Below are 20,793 nucleotides of genomic sequence, written 5' to 3'. Positions count from 1 at the left end.
GCCATGAGCAACCAAGTTACATTTACGCTGGATGGCGAAGAGGTCACCGCAGACGCCGGTCTGACCATCTGGGAAGTGGCCAACGGTCGCGGTCTGGTTATTCCGCATCTGTGCCACAAACCGGCACCGGGCTATCGCCCTGATGGCAACTGTCGCGCCTGTATGGTCGAGATCGAAGGCGAACGCACGCTGGCGGCGTCCTGTATCCGTGAACCCGCCGACGGCATGGTTGTCACCACCAACAACGCCCGCGCAACCAGCGCCCGCAAGATGGTTATGGAACTGCTGGTGGCCGACCAACCCAAACAGGAAGAGGCGCACGACAAGTCGAGCCACCTGTGGGACATGGCCGAGCTGAACCACGTTTCCGAGAGCCGGTTCCCCAAGCTGGAAGAGGGCCGCATTCCGCTGCTCGATGACAGCCATGTGGCGATGAAGGTCAATCTGGACGCCTGTATTTCCTGTGGTCTGTGCGTGCGCGCCTGCCGCGAGGTTCAGGTCAATGACGTGATTGGCATGGCCGGTCGCGGGCATGATGCCTATCCGACCTTTGACATTTCCGACCCGATGGGCGCGTCCACCTGTGTGGCCTGTGGTGAATGTGTTCAGGCCTGCCCGACGGGTGCGCTGATGCCTGCATCGGTCATGGATGATGCGCAGGTTGGCGACAGCAAGGATTACGATTCCGAAACCGAAAGCGTCTGCCCGTTCTGCGGTGTGGGCTGCAAGGTTTCGCTGAAAGTCAAAGACGGCAAAGTCAAATACGTCGAGGGCATCAACGGCCCCGCCAACGAAGGCCGCCTGTGCGTCAAGGGCCGGTTCGGGTATGACTATATCCACCACCCCCACCGCCTGACCAAACCGTTGATCCGTCGCGAAGATGCGCCCGCCAAGGGGTTGAACGTCGATCCCGGCGACCTGTCGACCCATTTCCGCGAAGCATCCTGGGAAGAGGCAATGGATTTCGCCGCCAAGGGCCTGATCAAGCTGCGCGAAGAAGATCCGAAATCGGTTGCGGGCTTTGGCTCGGCGAAATGCACCAACGAAGAAGCCTATCTCTTCCAAAAGTTCATTCGCCAGGGGTTCAAACACAACAACGTCGACCATTGTACCCGTCTGTGCCACGCCTCTTCGGTGTCGGCGCTGATCGAAAACGTGGGATCGGGCGCTGTGACCGCGACCTTTAACGAGATCGTGAATGCGGATGTGGCGATCATCATCGGGTCCAACCCGATTGAAAACCACCCCGTTGCAGCGACCTATTTCAAACAGTTCACCAAACGCGGTGGCAAGCTGATCGTGATGGATCCGCGCGGTGTTGGTATGCGTCGCTATGCGACCGAAATGCTGCAATTCCGCCCCGGTGCTGACGTGTCGATGCTGAACGCGATCATGAATGTGATCGTCGAAGAAGAACTGTATGACAGCCAGTACATCCACCGCTGGACCGAAAACTGGGATGCGGAAAAGGAGCACCTGCGCGACTTTACCCCCGAAAAGATGTCGGAAATCTGTGGCATCGAACCTGAACAGCTGCGCCGGGTGGCCCGTCTGTTTGCCGGGGCCAAGGCCGGATTGATCTTCTGGGGTATGGGCGTGTCTCAGCACATCCATGGCACCGACAATTCGCGCTGCCTGATTTCGCTGGCGCTGATGACTGGTAACGTGGGTAAACCAGGCGCGGGTCTGCACCCGCTGCGTGGTCAGAACAACGTTCAAGGTGCGTCCGATGCGGGTCTGATTCCGATGTTCCTGCCGGATTACCAATCGGTCATGGACGACGGTATTCGCAAATCGTTCACTGACGTCTGGGAGAGCGATGACTTCTCAAACGAGAAGGGGCTGACCGTTACCGAGATCGTCGATCAGGCCTATGCCGGCAATATCAAGGGGATGTACATCCAGGGTGAAAACCCGGCGATGTCCGACCCGGATGCGGACCATGCCCGTGATGCATTCGCCAAGCTGGAGTTGATGATTGTTCAGGATATCTTCCTGACCGAAACGGCCAACTACGCCGACGTCATTCTGCCAGCCTCGGCGCTGTATGAAAAGAACGGCACAGTGTCCAACACCAACCGTCAGGTGCAGCGCGTGCGTCCTGCTGTGACACCTCCGGGCGAGGCCCGCGAAGATTGGGCGATTACCGTTGAACTGGCACAGCGTATCGGTTTGGCATGGCCCTACACGGATGTGAGCCAGGTGTTCAACGAGATGAAGTTGAACATGAAGTCGCTCAACAACATCACCTGGGAGCGCCTGAAAACCGAAACCATCACCTATCCGTCACTGCACGAAACAGATCCGGGTCAGGCGATTGTGTTTGGCGATGGCTTCCCACGTCCCGATGGGCGCGCCCGGTTCACGCCTGCATCCGTGATCCCGCCGGATGAGGCACCGGATGACGAATACCCGATGATCATGACCACCGGGCGACAGCTGGAACATTGGCACACCGGGTCGATGACCCGCCGGTCCATGGTGCTGGATGCGGTGGAACCAGAAGCAAATTGTTCGCTCAACCCGCGCACGCTCAAGCTGATGGGGGTTGAACCCGGCGACATGATCCGTCTGTCCACACGGCGCGGGTCCATCGAGATCATGGCGCGTGCGGATCGGGCTATTGCCGAGGATATGGTGTTTGTGCCGTTTGCCTATGTTGAGGCCGCTGCCAATATCCTGACCAACCCGGCGTTGGACCCTTACGGCAAGATCCCCGAGTTCAAATTCTCGGCGGTGCGGGTCGAAAAGGTCGAAGAGCAGATCGCGGCTGAGTAACCTCTGCCAAAGTCGCAAGACATCAGAACGGGAGCCTTAGGGCTCCCGTTTTACGTTTCATGGTGTCGGTGCGCGTCGATAGTTGCACAGCCTGTGGCCTGGCGGCGTGCTGTACAGCTGTGATGGTATGGCTGCAGACGCAAAAATGGCAAAAGATCGGACTTGTGATTTTGCCTCATGCCTGGTGGCTCAGGGCGCCTGCGCCGTGGCGTTTGGTCCAATCCGAGACAGCACAGTGTGGATGTCACGATGTCCGGGCCGGAGCGTTCGTGCGCTGTTGCCAGATCTGCTCAGCGTTCGTGGCGGGCCATGAACTTGGCAATGTCCTGTTTGGCGGGAGACTGCCCGGTAAATACCGTCACATAATCCGGCATCAACCCGATCCGATATTCGAAGCTTTCCCGGACTTGCATCGAAATATATCCGATCTGCACATAGATCGCAGTCATCGTGCGGACTTCGGCATCCCGCGGATCAAATCCATGGCGCACAAACATGTCTACAAGCGCCTGTTTACGTTGATCGTCGGACCGATCCAGCCGTTGTTGCATGTCCTTGTCATTGCGCGCCCAATTCCGGATCGCGAGATCCAACCGCGCGTCAAACAGCGTATCATCCAGCCAACAATCGAACAGATTGAATACCGCCTCGCAAATGTTGTCAGCCGGGGCCTGGGTGCGCGCCACCAGGTTGCCGGTGTTTTTCTGTTCCCATCTTTGGAACAGTGCCTCCAGCAACGCATCCCGGTCGCGAAAATGCCAATAGAATGAGGTGCGAGATACACCGAGCCGCTTGGCCAAGGGCATGACCTTGACCGCTTCCACACCTGCTTCGGTCAACAGTTCACAGGCCGCATTGAGCCAAAGAACTTCGGAACCGCGCAGCTTGGTGACATCCTGATTTTTCATGGCGCTGTGGTAACAGTGGTGGGCGGGCGGTGCAATCTGTTGACAGAATCATTTAGGGAATTGACACATGTGTCCAGATCCTAATGCGTCTCATCGAGAAGGTCTCCCATGTCGACTGACCCTTTGTTGCAGCCTTATCAGTTGAAGCATTTGACGTTGAAGAACCGGATCATGACGACGAGCCATGAACCTGCGTATCCCGAGGGCGGGATGCCGAAGGAGCGCTATGTTGCCTATCACGCGGAACGGGCGCGGGCGGGGGTTGCGTTGGCGATGACGGCGGGGTCGGCTGCGGTGAGCCGGGACAGCCCGCCGGTGTTCAACAACATCCTGGCCTACAAGGACGAGGTTGTGCCCCACATCCGGCGGCTAAGCGATGCCTGCCACGCGCATGGCTGTGCGGTGATGATCCAGCTGACCCATCTGGGGCGGCGCACGGGGTGGAACAAGGGCGACTGGCTGCCCTCGGTCAGTTCCTCCAAACACCGCGAACCAGCGCATCGCGCGTTTCCCAAGCTGGCCGAGGATTGGGACATTGCCCGCATCATCAACGATTTCGCCGATGCCACCGAACGGATGAAGGAAGGGGGCATGGATGGGGTTGAATTGCAGGTCTACGGCCATCTTCTGGACCAGTTCTGGTCGCCTCTGACCAATGATCTGGATGGGGAATACGGGGGGCAAACTCTTGATTCCCGGTTAAAATTCCCGCTGGACGTGCTGCGCGCCATTCGCGACCGGGTGGGCGACGATTTCATCGTCGGGCTGCGCTATACGGCCGATGAGGCCGCCGCCGGGGGCATCACGCCGGTCGAAGGCATCGAGATTTCCAAGCGGCTTGCGCGCAGCGGCATGGTCGATTTTCTGAATGTGATCCGCGGGCGCATCCACACCGATCCGGCGATGACCGATGTGATCCCGGTGCAGGGGATGCCATCGGCACCGCATCTGGATTTTGCCGGCGCGGTCAAACGGGCCACCGGCATGCCGACCTTTCATGCGTCGCGCATTCCGGATGTGGCCACGGCGCGCCATGCGGTGCAGGCGGGGCTTCTGGATATGGTGGGGATGACGCGGGCGCATATGGCCGATCCACATATCGTGCGCAAGATCGTCGAAGGGCGCGAGGATGACATTCGCCCCTGTGTTGGCGCAACCTATTGCCTGGACAGGATTTATCAGGTGGGCGAAGCGCTGTGCCTGCACAATGCCGCCACCGGGCGCGAGCTGTCGATGCCCCATGACATCGCCCCTGCCGAGACCCCCAAGCGGGTGGTCATCGTCGGTGCCGGTCCGGCCGGGCTCGAAGCGGCGCGGGTGGCGGCCGAACGCGGCCACGCCGTGACCGTGTTCGAGGCCCAGCCCGATCCCGGCGGTCAGGTGCGGCTGACCGCGCAACACGCGCGCCGGCGCGAGATGATCGGCATCATCGACTGGCGCATGGCGCAATGCGCCGCGCGGGATGTGGACTTTCGTTTCAACACCTGGGCCGAAGCCGATGACGTCACCGCGCTGAACCCGGATGTGGTGATCATCGCCACCGGGGGTCTGCCCAATACCGAATTGTTCGAATCGGGCCAGGAAAACGATCTGGTGGTCAGCGCCTGGGATCTCATCTCGGGCGATGTCAAACCGGGCCAACAGGTGCTGATCTATGACGAAAGCGGCGATCATCCTGGTCTGATGGCGGCGGAAATCGCCGCTGCAGCGGGTGCGAAGGTCGAAGTCATGACCCCGGATCGGGTGTTTGCCCCCGATATCATGGCGATGAACCTGGTGCCCTACATGCGCGAATTGCAGGCCCGCGACGTGACATTCACCGTCACCCGCCGCCTGTTGGACGTGATGCGCGACGGCAATCGCCTGTGCGCCACAATCGGCACGGATTACAGTGATTTCACATCCCAATCCTCCTATGATCAGGTGGTGGTCAACTACGGAACCTTGCCGCTTGACGATCTCTACTTCGACCTGAAGCCGCTCTCCTCAAACCGGGGCGAAGTGGACCACACCGCCCTGATCACCGGCCAGCCCCAGACCATCAACACAAACCCGAACGCCACATTCCAACTCTTCCGCATCGGCGACGCCGTTAGCGCCAGAAACACACACGCCGCAATCTATGATGCGCTCAGAACTATGAAGGACCTGTAAATGAAAATCGGAGTCATCGGAACTGGCACCATTGCCAGCGCAGTCGTCCACGGGTTGGCCGGGCAAGGGCATGGGATCCTTGTTTCCGAACGCAGCGCCGACAAGGCTGCGGAACTGGCCGCACGGATCGAAGAAGTGAACATTGCAGACAATCAGTCGATCCTGAATGCCAGCGATGTGGTTTTTCTGGGGCTCATGGCCGAGCATGCAGCCGAAGTCTTGCAGCCATTGAGCTTTGATGCGGACCACAGAATTGTGTCGCTTATGGCGGGGGCGTCGCTGGATCAGGTCCAGCACATGGTCGGCCCAGCCAAAGCCGAAGCCGTCATGATTCCGTTCCCAGGAATTGCCCAGGGCGGGTCCCCGATCATGGTACGTGGCAACGCGGCTTTGATCCGGGATCTGTTTGCGCCCGCCAACTCTGTGTTCGACCTGAAAACCGATGCCGAATTGGCGGCGTATCTATGTGCGCAGGCGGTTTTGTCACCGGCGGCCAAGATGGTGAACGGTGCTGCAGGGTGGTTGGGTGAACGGGTCGCTGATCCACAACAGGCCGAGGACTTTCTGAGGGTGCTGGTGGGTAGCAGCCTGTTGGCCAGCGAAACCGGGCCATTGCTGGAGGCGTTGGATACGCCTGGTGGCTATAATGCGAGGCTACGCGATCATATGGTAGATCAGGGTATGGCGGCGGCATTGATGGCTGGTCTGGATAATCTGAGCGAGACATAACCACAGCGGCGCAACTGGTTGGAAATCTTAAATTAGCGTAAAAAAACGGGGCCGATTTGGGCGGCAGCCGGGCCAGGGGTATGGACGCGACCCATATTATGTTAGGTTGTGTAGGTTTTCCAGGGTTGCACAACCCACATATGTTTGGGTGGTTTTCATGTCACCAACAAGTCATCTAGATACCGGACTCTTATTCGGAAAGGGCGTCAGCCGCGATTGGGTTGATTTACGCGATTTCTATTATTCGCCCAATCTTGGCTCTCTTAAATCCACATGCCTGCCGGACCCTGAATGCATTGATCCGGTCACCGGTCCGGTGTTCGGGTTGCGTGATCAAGGAGAAACCGGGCGATGTGTCGGTTTTGCGATGGCCAACCTGATCGACTATCAACGGGCGTTGCAGGGCGATGTTCCATTGGGACCTACCGATCAGGTCAGTGCCGACATGCTGTATCATATGGCACGGTTTCACGAAATGAACGCAGCCCGGTCAACAAACGGTGGCAGGATGGCAGCCGAGGGCGTTTATTCCTTGCGCTCTGCGATCAAGGGGTTCTACCACCACGGTGTCTGTCTCGACTTGCCCGGTGAATGTGTGGTGGACCAAGGCGCGCGTGCGCGACGCTGGCAAAGCCTGTGCTATCGGTTCGGAACCGACCTGAAAGAAGACGTCTTTCCCAGCGTCGAACAGGCCAAGGCTGCGCAGCAGGTTTCGCTGGGAGCCTATTACCGGCTGCGCCCGGTCCTGAACCATTATCACGCCGCGTTGAACGAAGCCGGAGTGATACTGGTGTCCGCCAATTTGACGACCGGGTGGCGCAGCCCCGACGGTGTCATTGATTTTGGCGCTGGGGTAGAGCCCCTGAACGGGTCCCATGCGGTGGTCATCGTCGGATATACGCAGCAGGGTTTTTTGGTTCTGAATTCCTGGGGCAATTGGGGCGGTTTCAATGGAATGCCCGGTGTTGCGCTATGGCGATACGCCGATTGGGCGGAAAACGTGATGGATGGTTGGGTGTTGCGGTTGGGCGTGCCGACGCCCGAAGCGTTTGATCTGAGTGTCGGGGAACAGGGGACCAGCCGCATTTATGGTCCGACACAATCCGGGTCGGTCCCATGTCGTGAATTGCTGGGACATTTTTTACATCTGGACGACGGTCATCATGTTGAACGTGGATCATACCCGTCCAGCGATCAAATGGTTGCAAAAACGTTGGACTTTCTGGATGGCCGGCTGGGCGGGGCGGTCGATGCCCCCAAAGGCTATCGCGGTGTCGTGCTGTGGATTGCCGGCAATCTGGATCCGATGAAGGCGGGTTTTGCCGCATCTGTACGACGCAAGAAATGGCTGAAGGAACGCGGATTGTTTCTGATCACGGTGTTCTGGTGCAACGATTTCTTTGAGCAGTCCATGGGGGTGTTGGAACGTGTATTCGCCGACAGCCAAAGCCTTGTGGGCGAAGGTTCAGAGCATCTGGACGTGATCATCGAAAACCAGGCGCGTGGAATCGGTCGCGCATTTTGGAGGGATATCGAACACGCGGCGCAACGGGCGATCGAGGGTATCTCGGAACATCCGCGCAATCACGTCCCCCCCAAACACCCCGGTCATGTGGACCATCTGATAAACCGGCTGGTTGAGCAGGCAGAAATGCAGGGGAGCGAATTGCATTTGGTCTGTGAAGGGGCCGGGGCGCTGGTTTTGGCTGAATGGTTGGAGCAGCCATTGGTGACGGAAACATCCCGCGTACAGTCCAGCCTTCCAGAGGACGCCGCCGAAATGCGGATCGTGGCCAAGGCGCGCCAGATTACCAGCGCCCAACTGTCGTTGCCCGCCATTGATGTGCCCAGAGCCGGTGAAACCATTCTTCCGTTTTTGAATGCGCTGAATGCCGGCCGACCAAACCACGCACCCCAGGAGATTGTTTTGGGAGGGGGCCAGGCAGCTTTGGGTGCCGATGATCTTTTGCCGGGGCGGATCCTGATCCCGGATCGGGATTTGGAACAAACGCTGCGTGTCGGGGTCTATGGGAAGTCCATCTTGCATCTGGTTGCCAACGCGTTTGAAGACCGCCGCACCACCCATCCGGATGCGCCGCCCCGCGCCATGCTGGGGATGGCCGGTGCGCCCGGCGAAATAGCCAGTGACCCAGAGAACAATTGGCCCGATTTTCAAACCGGCATGTTCACACCCATTCGTATGGAGATTTCGCCCGGAGTTGGGGCGGTTCAGCAACATGAACTGAGCCGCAGCCCACAGCTGGAAGCTGCAATTCTGGCAGCAACGGTTCAGCACCAAAAATCAGAGCATTGATGTTCGGGCAATGGGGTGGCCCGCATTTTCGCCCCGGTATTGGAGGATAAAATGACCAAAATCACATTGGAGCAACTCGAAGCGTTGATCGCAGATCCCGCACGCGCGGATGCAGATCTGTCCGATTATTTCATTCTGGACCAGGAGGCATCTGGACCATTCGCGCCTGTGTTCACCTTTAACCCGGATACTGTTGATATTCCGTTGGGCCCGGATGGTCAGGCACGTTCTGCCCAGATTATGAATATGGCCAACCGCTTTGAACGCTGGCGCCGCACCGGTCGGTTTTATGAAAAGATCCGCAGCGGTTATGATGGGCCGATCATCGTCTCCGAAGGCGACAGCTGGTTCCAATATCCGATACGTTTGCATGACACCATCGACAAGCTGATGGAACGCTATGCGATTCTGTCGCTGGGCGCGGCCGGCGACCTGTTAGAGCGCATGGCGCGCAAGCAGGAGTATCTCAAGGCCTTGCGCGACACTGGCGCATCCATTCTGCTGTTGTCAGGCGGCGGGAATGATCTGGTGGCCAATGGCGCTTTGGCTGACTATCTCGAAGAATTTGATGTCGATCTGAAACCTGCGGATTACCTGAAACCCGAATTCCAGGGGCTTCTGGACAGCGCCTTTGGCTATTACGAACAAATGTGCCGTCAGGTTCAGGGCGCTTTTCCGCATGTTCAGATCCTGTGCCACGGCTATGACTATCCGATCCCCAACCGGGGCAAATGGTTGGGCAAACCGATGGAAACCCGTGGGATCCGTGACCGCAGCCTGCAAAAGGCGATTGCCGCCGAGATGATGGATCGGTTCAATCGGGGCATGCGACGTCTGGCCAAATCAATGCCGCATGTAACCTATATTGATTGTCGCAGTGTCGTGGGTGATGGCCGGTGGTATGATGAATTGCACCCGGAAAACCCCGGATATGCGGATGTGGCAGGCAAGTTCGACCGCGAAATCCGGCGGATTTCCAATGCGGCACCGCGCAGCCTGCCGCACAGTCGTGGCCCATTTGGCGGTGCCTCGCATCTTGCAGCGCCCGCTGTCGTGGGGCGCGCAAACAAGGCCATGTCGCTGCATGTGGGGTTGAATTCGGTCGACGCCGATCACTATGCGGGTTGGGACGGTGCGCTAAACGCCTGCGAAAACGACGCCCATGCGATGGCGAATTTGGCAGCAGGCCAAGGCTTTGAACCAGAACTCCTATTGACTCGGAATGCCACGCGCGAAGCCGTTGTGGCCCGCTTGGCTGCTGCTGCTGAGACGCTCACCGAAGGGGATATGTTCTTTTGGAGCTTTGCCGGGCATGGGTACAAGCTACCTGATTTCAACCGAGACGAAGCCCCGGACGCAAAGGGAGAGCATTGGGACGAGACGCTGGTGCTTTACGATTTTCAGATTATCGATGATGAGCTGTTCAGCCTTTGGAGCCGGTTTAAACCTGGGGTGCGGATTCTGATGGTGCCTGATTGCTGTCACTCCGGGACGGTTATTCGGGCCATGTTTCCAGAAGTAGACCAACCCAAGATGCGTATGATGCCGCAAGCCATCGGATCGCGGACGTTTGAGCAAAATGAACAGGCATATCGCAACTATATCGACGAATTCGCCCACCAACGCGATGACATCCTTCACAACCCTCTTAGTGCGCGGGTGCGTGCGTCGGTTCTGAGCCTGACGGCCTGTCAGGATCATCAGGTCGCCATGGATGGGCATCAGAACGGAGCCTTTACTGAAGCGTTGTTGAAGGTCTGGAATAAGGGACGTTTCTCGGGGAATTATGTACAATTTCGCACAGCGGTTGATCGGGCAATTGGTTCGCCTGACCAGACACCCAACCTTTATTGGACAGGGGCCGAGGATGCAGGCTTCAGGGCGCAGGTGCCGTTTACGCTTTGGACCAACCCGAGCAGCACGGTTTTGGGGGGGATAGCTCCGCCTGCGCCACCCAAGGTGGTTCCCGTTTCAGCGCCTCCCATGTCATTGGCTGATCGCATGTTGGCGACCGAGGGCGACGAGCATGACGATCTACCGGATGATGTTGTGACCGAGATTGCCGAAGGCCGCTGGCGCAGCCCGGCAGATCCGGGCACACGGTCGGTGGCCTCATGGCCGGATGCGCAGGATTTCTTTGACTTTATCAAGGCGCTGGGTTTGCGCCATTTTTCGCCCGGTGAATTCCTGATCCTGGGCGGATCACACAATGGTACTGGCCCCTGCGCGGGCAAGAACAGCTATCCGCCTCGGTCGCTGTGGCCCAATATCGCCAATACTGCCCAGGTTCTGGATGAACTGCGGGATCGCATTGGCAAGCCGACAGTGATCACCAATGCCTATCGCGCACCTGCCTATAATACCTGTATCGGCGGAGCGACGGGTAGCCAGCACAAGCAGTTCAATGCTTTGGACTTCAAGGTGCCAGGTGTATCAACCCGGGACATCGCCTGGGCCCTGCGTCAGATGCGTGATGACGAAAACCGGTTCAAAGGAGGGGTCGGGCTATATAACAGTTTTGTTCATGTGGATACGCGGGGGGTGAATGCCACTTGGCCACCGGAATTCAAAAATGCCGCATCTCCCGCTGGTACCGTATTGGCACCCCGACATGCGGATCTGTCACCCAAAGATCGCCGGGCGATGATCGAGGCGATAGATCTGGCACCAATCCAAGGCCGTCTGCCACGGGTTCGATCCGCGTTTCGCTCCCCTGAGACTGCGGATGAAGAAACAGCGCTGGCGTTGGAGAAACAAAAGCTGAATGCTGCGGTGAATGCGTCCAGTGTCGTTTCGTTTGTCGAGAACCTGACACCGCAGCAAAAGGATGACGTGCTGTTGTCCACGTTGTTCGCACAACGGGCTGCCAGCGCAAAAAAAGATCCGGTCAAGGAAATACAGGCCTGGCTCACCGTTTATCTGGATACGCTCAGTCTGTTGGGCTGGTCGGTCGAAAGCGCACCACAGATGCAGCAACAGACGCTCAAGGCCAATGCCACGTTTGACGAGGCAATACTGAAAATCCTCGCGGTGGTTGCCAGCCAAAGCCAGTTTGCGATCCTGCAGGAAGCCTTGGGAGCATTGGGTAAGTTGGCTGACAACTCCGGCCAGATAAAACTGTTTGACCGATCAACGTCGGTAACGGAAGGCGGGCATTTTCAGGTCGGTGCGGCAGAAGCCAGTGGCGAAGTCGTGTCCATGGCGCTGGGTGCGTTCCACTACCGCTGGACGGATGAACAAAAGAACGTGCTGTTCGTCAAATGGGGCAAGAACGAAGTCAAATATTGGATGGCGGCCCAACGGGCCAGCCTGAGCGGGCGTCAATATGCCGACATCCGCGATCAGGTGAGTGAACGGTTGGGGGCCAGTCGCAAGAAGCTGATCGCCAATATTGACCTGGACTGAAGATCTGGACTGAAAGAGCGGCGCAAACCGACCCGTTTCGATTTGCGCAGACTTGGTTGCTGCGATGGGCTGCTGCGCAGTGGTTGCAGGCGTCCGCCCTTGGGCCCGATAGCTTTTGCCAGGCACTTATCGTGCACCGCACGATGACAAAGCCCTTTGTGCCTATTTGATGTCCCATGTCATCGTTGCTGACGTGGGAGCCTGTTTCCGGTGCGCGTATTCTGGCGCAGCCATCGTCAAGCGTTTCGAATCGCATCGAGGGCTGGCTGTGACGTGGCAATGCCTGAAACGGGCACTGGATCGAAGAACGCGGATTGGCAGATTTGATTCCACCCTGCGAGTCGGCGCAACAAGGGATTGCTTTGAGAACGGGGTGTGAAATGTCCGACCGGCATTGCACGAACGTCATAGTCGTTCCCTGCGTATTCCGGTGAAATCCCGCACAAAGGACAGCAACAGGGTTCGGGTGTCGCAGGTCATAGTGTTGTTTTAGAGGGATTTAATGGTGCTGCTGGAGAGAATTGAACTCTCGACCTCTCCCTTACCAAGGGAGTGCTCTACCTCTGAGCTACAGCAGCGCCGGTGAGGGGGTGATTAGACTCAAACGAAACGTGGTGCAAGAGCAATCTGGACGCTTTTTTCGCACTTCGTTACAGAAGGGACATGGCAGATAAAAAATCACCCAAATCCGGCGGCAAATCCGCTGCATCGCGCGAGGATCGTCTCAAGGCGGCGCTCAAGGCAAACCTGGGCCGCCGCAAGGCGCAGGCCAAGGCACGCACCAGCGAAACGGACGACACTACGGGTAAATCCGAAAGGTAAGAGCAGATGGATTCGATTCTGGTAACCGGCAATGGCCCATTGAATGGGCAGATCCCGATCGCGGGGGCAAAAAATGCGTGTTTGACGCTGATGCCGGCCACGCTTCTCAGCGACGAGCCGCTGACATTGACCAATGCGCCGCGTCTCAGCGATATACGCACCATGACAACGTTGTTGCAGTCATTGGGGGCCGAAGTATCGAGCCTGCAGGACGGGCAGGTTCTGGCAATGTCGAGCCACGATTTGAACAATCACAAGGCCGACTATGACATCGTTCGCAAAATGCGGGCGTCGATTCTGGTGTTGGGGCCGATGCTGGCCCGACACGGACATGCGGTCGTGTCTTTGCCTGGGGGTTGTGCCATTGGCGCGCGACCGGTTGATCTGCATCTCAAGGCGCTGGAAGCCATGGGGGCCGAACTGGAGCTGAAAGACGGATATGTCCATGCCAAGGCTCCCGGCGGGCTCAAGGGGGGGCGGGTGACATTCCCGTTGGTCTCGGTTGGGGCAACGGAAAACGCGTTGATGGCGGCGACGTTGGCCAAGGGGACGACGGTCATTGAGAATGCTGCACGCGAACCAGAAATTGTCGATCTGGCCGATTGCCTGCGTAAAATGGGCGCCCAGATCGAAGGCGATGGCACGTCGACCATTACAATCCAGGGCGTTGACCGGCTGCATGGGGCAACGCACCCTGTCGTCACTGATCGGATCGAGCTGGGGACCTATATGTTGGCCCCGGCGATCTGTGGTGGCGAAGTCGAATTGCTGGGTGGGCGGATCAGTTTGCTCCAGGCGTTCGTGGACAAGCTGCACGACGCCGGTGTCAATGTGCAGGAGACCGAAAAAGGGTTGAAGGTGACACGCGGGCAGGAACGGATCAAAGCTGTGAATGTCACCACCGAACCTTTCCCGGGATTTCCAACCGATTTGCAGGCGCAGATGATGGCTCTGTTGTGCACGGCGTCCGGCACCAGCGTTCTGGAAGAGAAAATTTTTGAAAACAGGTTCATGCACGCTCCTGAACTGATCCGTATGGGGGCCAGTATCGACGTCCATGGCGGAACAGCTACGGTGACTGGTGTTGAACGCCTGAAAGGCGCGCCGGTGATGGCCACCGATCTGCGTGCGTCGGTGTCGCTGATTCTGGCGGGTTTGGCGGCCGAGGGTGAAACCAAGGTCAGCCGGGTGTATCATTTGGATCGTGGGTATGAACATGTGGTGCGCAAGCTGTCTGGCGTTGGTGCCAAGATTGAACGGATCCGGGGTGAATGATGAGTGACGCGAGTTTTGACGATGGGCGCGAAACCCCATTGAACCTGGGGGCCGAGGATAGCGACGACCTCAAAGTGATTTCGACCCTGCTGCAGGACGCAGTGTTTCCTGCGTCGGAAATGTCATGGCGGTCGTCGCAGCGCCGTTTTGCCATTTTGCTGAACAGGTTTCGGTGGGAAGATCGCTCCGCTGCCGAGGCCCGGGGGCGGGCCTATGAGCGGGTGCAATCCCTGTTGGTCATCGACAATGTTCTGGGCGTCGCCAGCCAGGGAATTGATCGCAAGGACAAGGACGTGGTGCTTTCGTTGCTGTCGGTTGCATTCGAACCGGGCGCGGACGGCGCAGGACATGTCGAGCTGACCCTGGCGGGAGACGGTGGTCTGCGGTTGTCTGTAGAGGCGCTGGATGTGTCTATCCGCGACGTAACCCGCCCGTATCGGGCTCCGTCAGGTCATGTGCCTGATCACGACGCCTGAGAGCTGGCCGGGTAACATGCAGAACAAACGTGGGATCAGTCAGGCGTTTGGGGCGGCCGAGGTTGGCCGTTTGACCCGGCGGGCCACAGTGTTTGATGTCTTTGATATCAGTCGGGTCCTGTGTTCATCGATTCGGGAATTGTGCAGGGCGGACCATCTGGATGACCCCACCGCCTTGCAGGACTGGCTACACAATAAGACACCCGAACACATTCGCGACTGGCTGGGCGACCCCGGAGAGATCTGGGTGATCGAAGTGGACGGGCACCTGGCCGCGGTTGGCGGCATCGGGCCGCTGGCGGAGCGCGAAGGGTTGATCACCTTGAATTACGTGTCTCCGGAATTCCGGTTCCAGGGTCTCAGCAACACGCTTCTGACACATCTCGAAGCGCGGCTTGTCACATTGGGGGCCGAGTTCGCCCGGCTCGAAGCCACACAAACTGCAAGGGGTTTCTATGTGGCACGGGGATGGAAAACCGACAGCACCCCCTGTGGCAAAGGCCGAAGCCAGTGCCAATCCATGGTCAAGCGACTATCTCGCGCACCTGACACGGCTTGAGCCCACTTGAGACAATCAGCGGGGAGCGCTAAGGGAAAGGCAACTTTCGGAGAGAGCCATGCCCGTATTCCTCGATACTGCCGACACTGATTTCGAAACCCGCTTTGCCACTCTGCTGGCTGCCAAACGCGAAGACAGCCCAGATGTAGACGCCATCGTTGCTGGTATCATTCAGGATGTGCGCACCCGGGGTGATGCCGCGGTGACCGAACTGACGGCTAAATTTGATCGCATCGAATTGACGGCAGAGACAATGCGGGTCAGCGCTGACGAGATTTCCAGCGCCATTGCCCAGGTCAGCGCCGATGATCGTGCCGCGCTGGAATTGGCAGCGGACCGGATTCGGGCTTATCACATCCGGCAGATGCCGCAGGATGACAGTTGGACGGATGAGGCCGGCGCAACTTTGGGGTGGCGTTGGTCTGCTGTGTCTGCAGCAGGACTGTATGTGCCCGGCGGTTTGGCGACCTATCCGTCTTCTGTTTTGATGAATGCAATTCCCGCCAAGGTAGCCGGGGTCGAACGGTTGGTGGTGACGGTTCCGACGCCCGACGGGCAAATCAATCCGCTGGTGCTGTTGGCCGCTGATCTGGCAGGGGTCGATGAAGTCTATCGAATTGGCGGCGCACAGGCGATTGCGGCGCTGGCCTATGGCACCGAGACCATTGCTCCGGTGGACAAGATCACCGGCCCTGGCAACGCCTTTGTTGCGGCGGCCAAGCGTCGGGTGTTTGGCAAGGTTGGCATCGACATGATCGCTGGCCCTTCGGAAATTCTGGTAATCGCGGATGCGGACAACAATCCCGATTGGATCGCGCTGGACCTGATGAGCCAGGCTGAACATGATGAAAGTGCCCAGTCTCTGCTGATCACCGACGATGCAGATTTTGGTCGGGCAGTCGCCCAAGCCGTGGATGCACGGTTGGAAACCCTCGAGCGTCGCGCCATCGCTGGTCCCAGCTGGCGCGACTTTGGCGCAGTTATCACCGTTCGGGATCTGGACGAGGCGGCCAAGCTGTCGAACCGCATCGCGCCTGAACATCTGGAACTCTGTGTGGCTGATCCTCTGGCGTTGTCGGAAAAGACAATTCATGCGGGGGCGATTTTTCTTGGGCAGTTTACGCCCGAGGCCATCGGCGATTATGTCGGTGGTCCCAACCACGTTCTGCCCACTGCGCGCTCGGCCCGGTTTTCGTCTGGCTTGTCAGTGATGGATTTTGTCAAACGCACCACGATGTCGCAAATGACCCCTCAGGCGTTGCGTGCCATTGGTCCCTCCGCCGAAGCTTTGGCGATATCTGAGAGCTTGGAAGCCCATGGGTTGTCGGTTCGGGTGCGGTTGGATGCGTTGAACGACTAACCGCATTCCGGGTGGTGCGACGAATGGGGGCTCTGCCCCCGTCACGCAGGCGTGACTCCCCCGGGATATTTCTGGCCAGATGAACAGGCGATCCGCTCTCCCGGGTCTGGCCGGAGAGCTTCACCTGGCGCGGCCATCGGCATCCCTGCCTGTTCCGCCCAATCAAGGTGGCGCAACAGGGTTAAGGATCCGTTACTTCATCTGGCCAAAAATATCCCCGCCGGAGGCCTCAAGCCTTTTCAGAGAAAAGGCGTAGATTTTTCCAAGCGGTCTGACGCTTTGATGGTGCTTTTTGACGCGTGCGCCGCATTGCCCCGCTGTGCGCCATGTTGTAGGTCTTTGACACCCAGTTTCAGAGCCGAGACCCACGAGAAGATGAGCCGTATCAGTCATATCGAACTTGATGACCGCAACTTGCCGCCGCCAACGCCCGAAATCGAGCAGGAGCGCAAAGTGGCAATGTTCGATCTGATCGAAGAGAACAACTTTGATCTGCCTGAACGGGACGGACGGGAAATCCCGGATGGTCCTTATCACCTGGGGCTCGCGATCCGGGACAAACGGCTGGTGTTTGACGTCAATACAGAGGCCGGAGAAAAAGCAGCAGAGTTTCATCTGTCCCTGTCGCCGTTTCGGCAGGTTGTAAAAGACTACTATCAAATCTGCGAAAGCTATTTTAACGCAGTCAAGACCATGCCCCCCAGCCAAATTGAAACCATCGACATGGCGCGACGTGGGATCCACAATGAAGGCAGTCGTGTTCTGCAGGAGCGGTTGGAGGGCAAGGCCGAAATTGATACGGACACGGCCCGTCGTCTGTTCACGTTGATCTGCGTCCTGCATTTCGGGAGCTAACGGGTGGAGACGCTTCCGCAGTCGATCCTGTTTTGTTGCGACCACAATGCAGTTCGATCCCCCATGGCCGAAGGGCTGATGAAGAAGTTCTTTGGCACGGGCACCTATGTGCAGTCGGCCGGGGTCAAGAACGATATGGAAATCGACGGGTTCTGTATCGCCGTTTGTCAGGAAATCGGGGTCGAACTGAGCCGTCATCGGTCCCGTTCTTTTGATGAGATGGAGCAATGGGGGGATGACCTGTCATCCTTTGATCTGATCGTTGCATTGTCCCCCGCATCCCAGCGGCGGGCGCTGGAGTTAACCCGGTTTTTTCATCTTGATGTCGAATATTGGCCAATAATGGACCCAACTGGGCTGGGCGAAACACGAGACGCCAAGCTAAATAGCTACCGACAAACCCGAGATCAGATTATCCAGCAGCTCAAGGGGCGCTGGGGGGAACCGAGAGAACTGAGATGAACAAGACAATCGAACAGTATTTCGCCGCCTTTAACGCGGGTGATATTGATGGGATGTTGGCCTGTCTGGCCGATGATGTGGCACATCACGTCAACGAAGGCCAAATTCGCTTGGGCAAGGAAAAGTTTGCCGATTTTTGCGCCCACATGGAGCGTTGCTATAAGGAAGAGTTGACCGATATAGTTGTCTTCGAGGCGCAGGATGGGACCCGCGCGGCCGCCGAATTCATCGTCAACGGCACCTATTTGGTGACAGACGACGGGCTGCCCGAGGCCAATGGGCAGACTTATCGGTTGCCCGCTGGATCGTTCTTTTCCCTGCGGGATGGCAAAATCATCCGAGTTACCACGTTTTACAATCTGGCAGATTGGACGCGACAGGTTTCTGCATGACGCAGATTGATGTGCGTCCGATGACAGGTGCGGCTCTTGAGGCGGCCTTGGACGATGTTGCGCGACTGCGGATTGCTGTGTTCCGGGCCTGGCCGTATCTGTATGACGGGGATTTGGGATACGAGCGGGCGTACCTGCAGAGCTATCGGGACAGCGACCGGGCTGTTGTTGTTGGTGCCTTTGATGGCACCCGGTTGGTGGGGGCATCAACCGGCGCGCCATTGGCTGATCATGCCGATGATTTTGCCGCCGCCTTTGTGGGCACGGGAGTTGATCTGACAACCGTGTTTTACTGTGCCGAATCCGTATTGCTGCCCAACTATCGTGGCCACGGGGTCGGGCATGGATTCTTTGATGCCCGCGAGGCACACGCCCGGGCGCATGGGTTTTCAAAGTCGGCGTTTTGTGGGGTGCAACGGCCCGAGGATCATGTGATGCGACCGCCAGATTATGCGCCGCTTGATCCGTTCTGGCGCAAACGAGGGTATGAGCCGTTGACAGGGGCTGTGGCTCAGTTCACCTGGAAGGATGTGGGACAGACACAGGCCACAGCCAAGCCGCTGCAATTCTGGATTAGGGATCTGTAACGTCAGGGCCACCAGGATTGCCTTTGCCCTGTGGCTGTCGTTACATCTGCGGGAATCTGTCGGGGAGTTGCATTGATGAAGATTGCCACCGCCGCCTATCCGCTTGATTGGCTGGACAGCTGGGCACATTACGAAGACAAGATCGCGACCTGGGTGGCTGATGCGGCCGGGCAGGGGGCGGATCTGTTGGTGTTTCCGGAATATGGGGCCATGGAGTTGTCGACCCTGGCCGGTGCAAAAGTTGCCGGAGATCTGGAACATTCGATCCATGCCGTATCGGAGCGGATGGATGAAGCTGCGGTTCTGCATCAGAAATTGGCGATGGACCATGGGGTCCATATCCTTGGAGCGTCGGCTCCGGTTATCGAAGGCCAGGGGCGTCCGGTCAACCGGGCATTTTTGTTTGCGCCTAACGGAAAACGAGCCCATCAGGACAAGCAGATCATGACCCGGTTCGAAAGGGAACATTGGGATATCGCTCCGGGTGGTGCCCTGACCCTGTTCGAGACGGATTTGGGTAAAATCGGAATACTGATTTGTTATGACAGCGAATTTCCGTTGCTGGGCCGTGCATTGAGTGAGGCGGATATTCTGCTGATGCCGTCCTGCACCGAAGCGCTGTCGGGATATTGGCGGGTTCGGATTGGTGCCATGGCGCGCGCGTTGGAGAACCAATGTGTTACGGCGATGGCATCTTTGGTCGGGGCAAACAGCTGGTCGGAAGCGGTGGACATGAACACCGGTATGGGCGGCGTATTCGGCCCTCCGGATCGGGGGTTTCCCGAAACCGGGGTCCTGGCCGAAGGCGTATTGAACAAACCCGGGTGGACCTATGCGGATGTTGATTTGTCCAAAATCGCCGATGTCCGGGCTGATGGGATTGTGTTAAACCGAACCCATTGGCAGGAACAATTGCCGCGAACTGCGGGCCTCCAGACGTGCAATTTGATGGCGTGAACCGGATCGGTTGGCCCGGGGCGTGTGCAACGGCAAAAGGACCCGGTCGCGTTGGGCGTTGTCCCTGGGCCGTGATCTCTGTTTGAGGTTGCTGGGGAGGGAATCAAATTGGAGCGGGTCCAGGGGCGTTTCAGGATTTTGCCTGCCACCGGACCGCTTGGGTGCCCCATTTCCGGCGACTGGTCAGCTGCGAACCGTCAGACAAAGCGAGATTCCGCACCGTTCACGACCAAAACCACACAAACCAATGCCCAAATCAGCGACTAATCCGGTGGATTTCCGTTTGTGCCCTTGAAAAACGGGTGAAATGGGCTCATCTAGGCGCACATCCCGCAGTCTGGCGGGGAAATCAACTATGGAGACGACATGGCCAAGGAAGAAATGCTCGAATTTCCCGGTGTCGTGAAGGAACTCCTGCCGAATGCGACGTTTCGGGTCGAGCTGGAAAACGGCCATGAAATCATCGCACATACGGCAGGCAAGATGCGCAAAAACCGCATCCGTGTTCTGGCTGGCGACCGGGTCCAAGTGGAAATGACCCCTTATGATCTTACCAAGGGTCGGATCAACTATCGTTTTAAATAAGCGATTGATTTCCAAACGCAAAGCCCGGCCGTTCGTGCCGGGCTTTTGTTTTTTGGCGGTGCGCTCCCGCCCGTCTTTGCCGTTTCTGCGAAACGCCAATCCCGTTGGGCCGGGCAGCGCGCGGGAAAACCCGCGCGCTGGGGCGGGCTCAGATGTTCGCTGGTTGGAAAAGACG

17 protein-coding genes and 1 tRNA gene are annotated in these 20,793 nt (G+C 58.0%); 16 read left to right on the top strand and 2 right to left on the bottom strand.

All coding sequences use genetic code 11. From position 1 onward, the window contains the following. The first annotated feature begins 3 nt into the window (after positions 1–3). Complete coding sequence (gene fdhF / locus QEZ52_RS16965; protein WP_406645654.1) at positions 4–2,778, top strand: formate dehydrogenase subunit alpha; 2,775 nt, start codon at positions 4–6, stop codon at positions 2,776–2,778. A 290-nt stretch (positions 2,779–3,068) separates the two neighbouring features. On the opposite strand, the gene QEZ52_RS16960 is transcribed toward fdhF, so the two are convergent. Continuing rightward, positions 3,069–3,686, bottom strand: coding sequence for a TetR/AcrR family transcriptional regulator (locus tag QEZ52_RS16960; protein ID WP_406645652.1), 618 nt, complete (start codon positions 3,684–3,686; stop codon positions 3,069–3,071). Positions 3,687–3,794: 108 nt separating this feature from the next. On the opposite strand from QEZ52_RS16960, the gene QEZ52_RS16955 reads away from it, so the two are divergent. From QEZ52_RS16955 to QEZ52_RS16940, 4 genes are all read left to right on the top strand, one after another. Beyond that, on the top strand, positions 3,795–5,840 hold the full coding sequence (locus QEZ52_RS16955; RefSeq protein WP_406645651.1) for an FAD-dependent oxidoreductase: 2,046 nt from the start codon (positions 3,795–3,797) through the stop codon (positions 5,838–5,840). Then, entirely contained in the window at positions 5,841–6,569 is a 729-nt protein-coding gene (locus QEZ52_RS16950) for an NAD(P)-binding domain-containing protein (RefSeq protein ID WP_406645650.1), read from the top strand. A 157-nt stretch (positions 6,570–6,726) separates the two neighbouring features. Then, the gene (locus QEZ52_RS16945) at positions 6,727–8,883 is read left to right on the top strand and encodes a hypothetical protein (protein ID WP_406645649.1); all 2,157 of its coding nucleotides are present in this window, start codon (positions 6,727–6,729) and stop codon (positions 8,881–8,883) included. A 51-nt stretch (positions 8,884–8,934) separates the two neighbouring features. Further along, a complete protein-coding gene (locus QEZ52_RS16940; protein ID WP_406645648.1) occupies positions 8,935–12,288 on the top strand; it encodes a caspase family protein in 3,354 nt (1,117 codons plus the stop codon). Positions 12,289–12,791: 503 nt separating this feature from the next. Here the strand turns inward: QEZ52_RS16940 and QEZ52_RS16935 are convergent. Continuing rightward, positions 12,792–12,866, bottom strand: a tRNA-Thr gene (locus tag QEZ52_RS16935). 85 nt (positions 12,867–12,951) lie between these two features. Here QEZ52_RS16935 and QEZ52_RS16930 point away from each other — a divergent pair. From QEZ52_RS16930 to infA, 11 genes are all read left to right on the top strand, one after another. Next, positions 12,952–13,110: a hypothetical protein gene (locus QEZ52_RS16930; RefSeq protein WP_406645647.1), complete on the top strand. Its 159-nt coding sequence runs from the start codon at positions 12,952–12,954 to the stop codon at positions 13,108–13,110. A 6-nt stretch (positions 13,111–13,116) separates the two neighbouring features. After that, positions 13,117–14,385 carry a UDP-N-acetylglucosamine 1-carboxyvinyltransferase gene (gene murA, locus QEZ52_RS16925; protein WP_406645646.1) on the top strand — a complete coding sequence of 423 codons (1,269 nt, stop codon included), beginning with the start codon at positions 13,117–13,119 and terminating at the stop codon, positions 14,383–14,385. Then, on the top strand, positions 14,385–14,861 hold the full coding sequence (locus QEZ52_RS16920) for a DUF2948 family protein (protein ID WP_406650542.1): 477 nt from the start codon (positions 14,385–14,387) through the stop codon (positions 14,859–14,861). Before murA ends, QEZ52_RS16920 begins: the two co-directional genes overlap by 1 nt. Positions 14,862–14,877: 16 nt before the next feature. Next, positions 14,878–15,420 carry a GNAT family N-acetyltransferase gene (locus QEZ52_RS16915; protein WP_406645645.1) on the top strand — a complete coding sequence of 181 codons (543 nt, stop codon included), beginning with the start codon at positions 14,878–14,880 and terminating at the stop codon, positions 15,418–15,420. 58 nt (positions 15,421–15,478) lie between these two features. Then, complete coding sequence (gene hisD, locus QEZ52_RS16910) at positions 15,479–16,780, top strand: histidinol dehydrogenase (RefSeq protein WP_406645644.1); 1,302 nt, start codon at positions 15,479–15,481, stop codon at positions 16,778–16,780. A 375-nt stretch (positions 16,781–17,155) separates the two neighbouring features. Continuing rightward, positions 17,156–17,635 carry a UPF0262 family protein gene (locus tag QEZ52_RS16905; RefSeq protein WP_406645643.1) on the top strand — a complete coding sequence of 160 codons (480 nt, stop codon included), beginning with the start codon at positions 17,156–17,158 and terminating at the stop codon, positions 17,633–17,635. A gap of 3 nt (positions 17,636–17,638) precedes the next feature. Beyond that, positions 17,639–18,097, top strand: coding sequence for a low molecular weight phosphatase family protein (locus QEZ52_RS16900; RefSeq protein ID WP_406645642.1), 459 nt, complete (start codon positions 17,639–17,641; stop codon positions 18,095–18,097). Then, positions 18,094–18,489, top strand: coding sequence for a ketosteroid isomerase-related protein (locus QEZ52_RS16895; protein WP_406645641.1), 396 nt, complete (start codon positions 18,094–18,096; stop codon positions 18,487–18,489). The genes QEZ52_RS16900 and QEZ52_RS16895 overlap by 4 nt, the downstream gene beginning before the upstream one ends. Next, complete coding sequence (locus tag QEZ52_RS16890; protein ID WP_406645640.1) at positions 18,486–19,076, top strand: GNAT family N-acetyltransferase; 591 nt, start codon at positions 18,486–18,488, stop codon at positions 19,074–19,076. The genes QEZ52_RS16895 and QEZ52_RS16890 overlap by 4 nt, the downstream gene beginning before the upstream one ends. Before the next feature lie 75 nt (positions 19,077–19,151). Beyond that, complete coding sequence (locus QEZ52_RS16885) at positions 19,152–20,033, top strand: carbon-nitrogen hydrolase family protein (RefSeq protein ID WP_406645639.1); 882 nt, start codon at positions 19,152–19,154, stop codon at positions 20,031–20,033. 366 nt (positions 20,034–20,399) lie between these two features. Next, positions 20,400–20,618 carry a translation initiation factor IF-1 gene (gene infA, locus QEZ52_RS16880; protein WP_037209844.1) on the top strand — a complete coding sequence of 73 codons (219 nt, stop codon included), beginning with the start codon at positions 20,400–20,402 and terminating at the stop codon, positions 20,616–20,618. The last annotated feature ends 175 nt before the right edge of the window (positions 20,619–20,793 follow it).

The organism is Aliisedimentitalea scapharcae, assembly GCF_045277565.1.
GTDB classification, from domain to species: Bacteria; Pseudomonadota; Alphaproteobacteria; order Rhodobacterales; family Rhodobacteraceae; genus Aliisedimentitalea; species Aliisedimentitalea scapharcae.
The sequence above is the reverse complement of the archived record's forward strand: the minus strand, read 5'-3'. Positions and strand labels throughout refer to the sequence as shown.

Excerpts from the sequence above, each read along its gene's own strand:
- QEZ52_RS16955 (WP_406645651.1), top strand. The coding sequence starts at position 3,795 with ATGTCGACTGACCCTTTGTTGCAGCCTTATCAGTTGAAGCATTTGACG.
- fdhF (WP_406645654.1), top strand. The coding sequence starts at position 4 with ATGAGCAACCAAGTTACATTTACGCTGGATGGCGAAGAGGTCACCGCA.
- hisD (WP_406645644.1), top strand. The coding sequence starts at position 15,479 with ATGCCCGTATTCCTCGATACTGCCGACACTGATTTCGAAACCCGCTTT.
- QEZ52_RS16960 (WP_406645652.1), bottom strand. The coding sequence starts at position 3,686 with ATGAAAAATCAGGATGTCACCAAGCTGCGCGGTTCCGAAGTTCTTTGG.
- QEZ52_RS16940 (WP_406645648.1), top strand. The coding sequence starts at position 8,935 with ATGACCAAAATCACATTGGAGCAACTCGAAGCGTTGATCGCAGATCCC.
- QEZ52_RS16895 (WP_406645641.1), top strand. The coding sequence starts at position 18,094 with ATGAACAAGACAATCGAACAGTATTTCGCCGCCTTTAACGCGGGTGAT.
- QEZ52_RS16905 (WP_406645643.1), top strand. The coding sequence starts at position 17,156 with ATGAGCCGTATCAGTCATATCGAACTTGATGACCGCAACTTGCCGCCG.
- QEZ52_RS16920 (WP_406650542.1), top strand. The coding sequence starts at position 14,385 with ATGAGTGACGCGAGTTTTGACGATGGGCGCGAAACCCCATTGAACCTG.
- QEZ52_RS16915 (WP_406645645.1), top strand. The coding sequence starts at position 14,878 with ATGCAGAACAAACGTGGGATCAGTCAGGCGTTTGGGGCGGCCGAGGTT.
- QEZ52_RS16930 (WP_406645647.1), top strand. The coding sequence starts at position 12,952 with ATGGCAGATAAAAAATCACCCAAATCCGGCGGCAAATCCGCTGCATCG.
- QEZ52_RS16885 (WP_406645639.1), top strand. The coding sequence starts at position 19,152 with ATGAAGATTGCCACCGCCGCCTATCCGCTTGATTGGCTGGACAGCTGG.
- murA (WP_406645646.1), top strand. The coding sequence starts at position 13,117 with ATGGATTCGATTCTGGTAACCGGCAATGGCCCATTGAATGGGCAGATC.
- QEZ52_RS16945 (WP_406645649.1), top strand. The coding sequence starts at position 6,727 with ATGTCACCAACAAGTCATCTAGATACCGGACTCTTATTCGGAAAGGGC.
- QEZ52_RS16950 (WP_406645650.1), top strand. The coding sequence starts at position 5,841 with ATGAAAATCGGAGTCATCGGAACTGGCACCATTGCCAGCGCAGTCGTC.
- infA (WP_037209844.1), top strand. The coding sequence starts at position 20,400 with ATGGCCAAGGAAGAAATGCTCGAATTTCCCGGTGTCGTGAAGGAACTC.
- QEZ52_RS16890 (WP_406645640.1), top strand. The coding sequence starts at position 18,486 with ATGACGCAGATTGATGTGCGTCCGATGACAGGTGCGGCTCTTGAGGCG.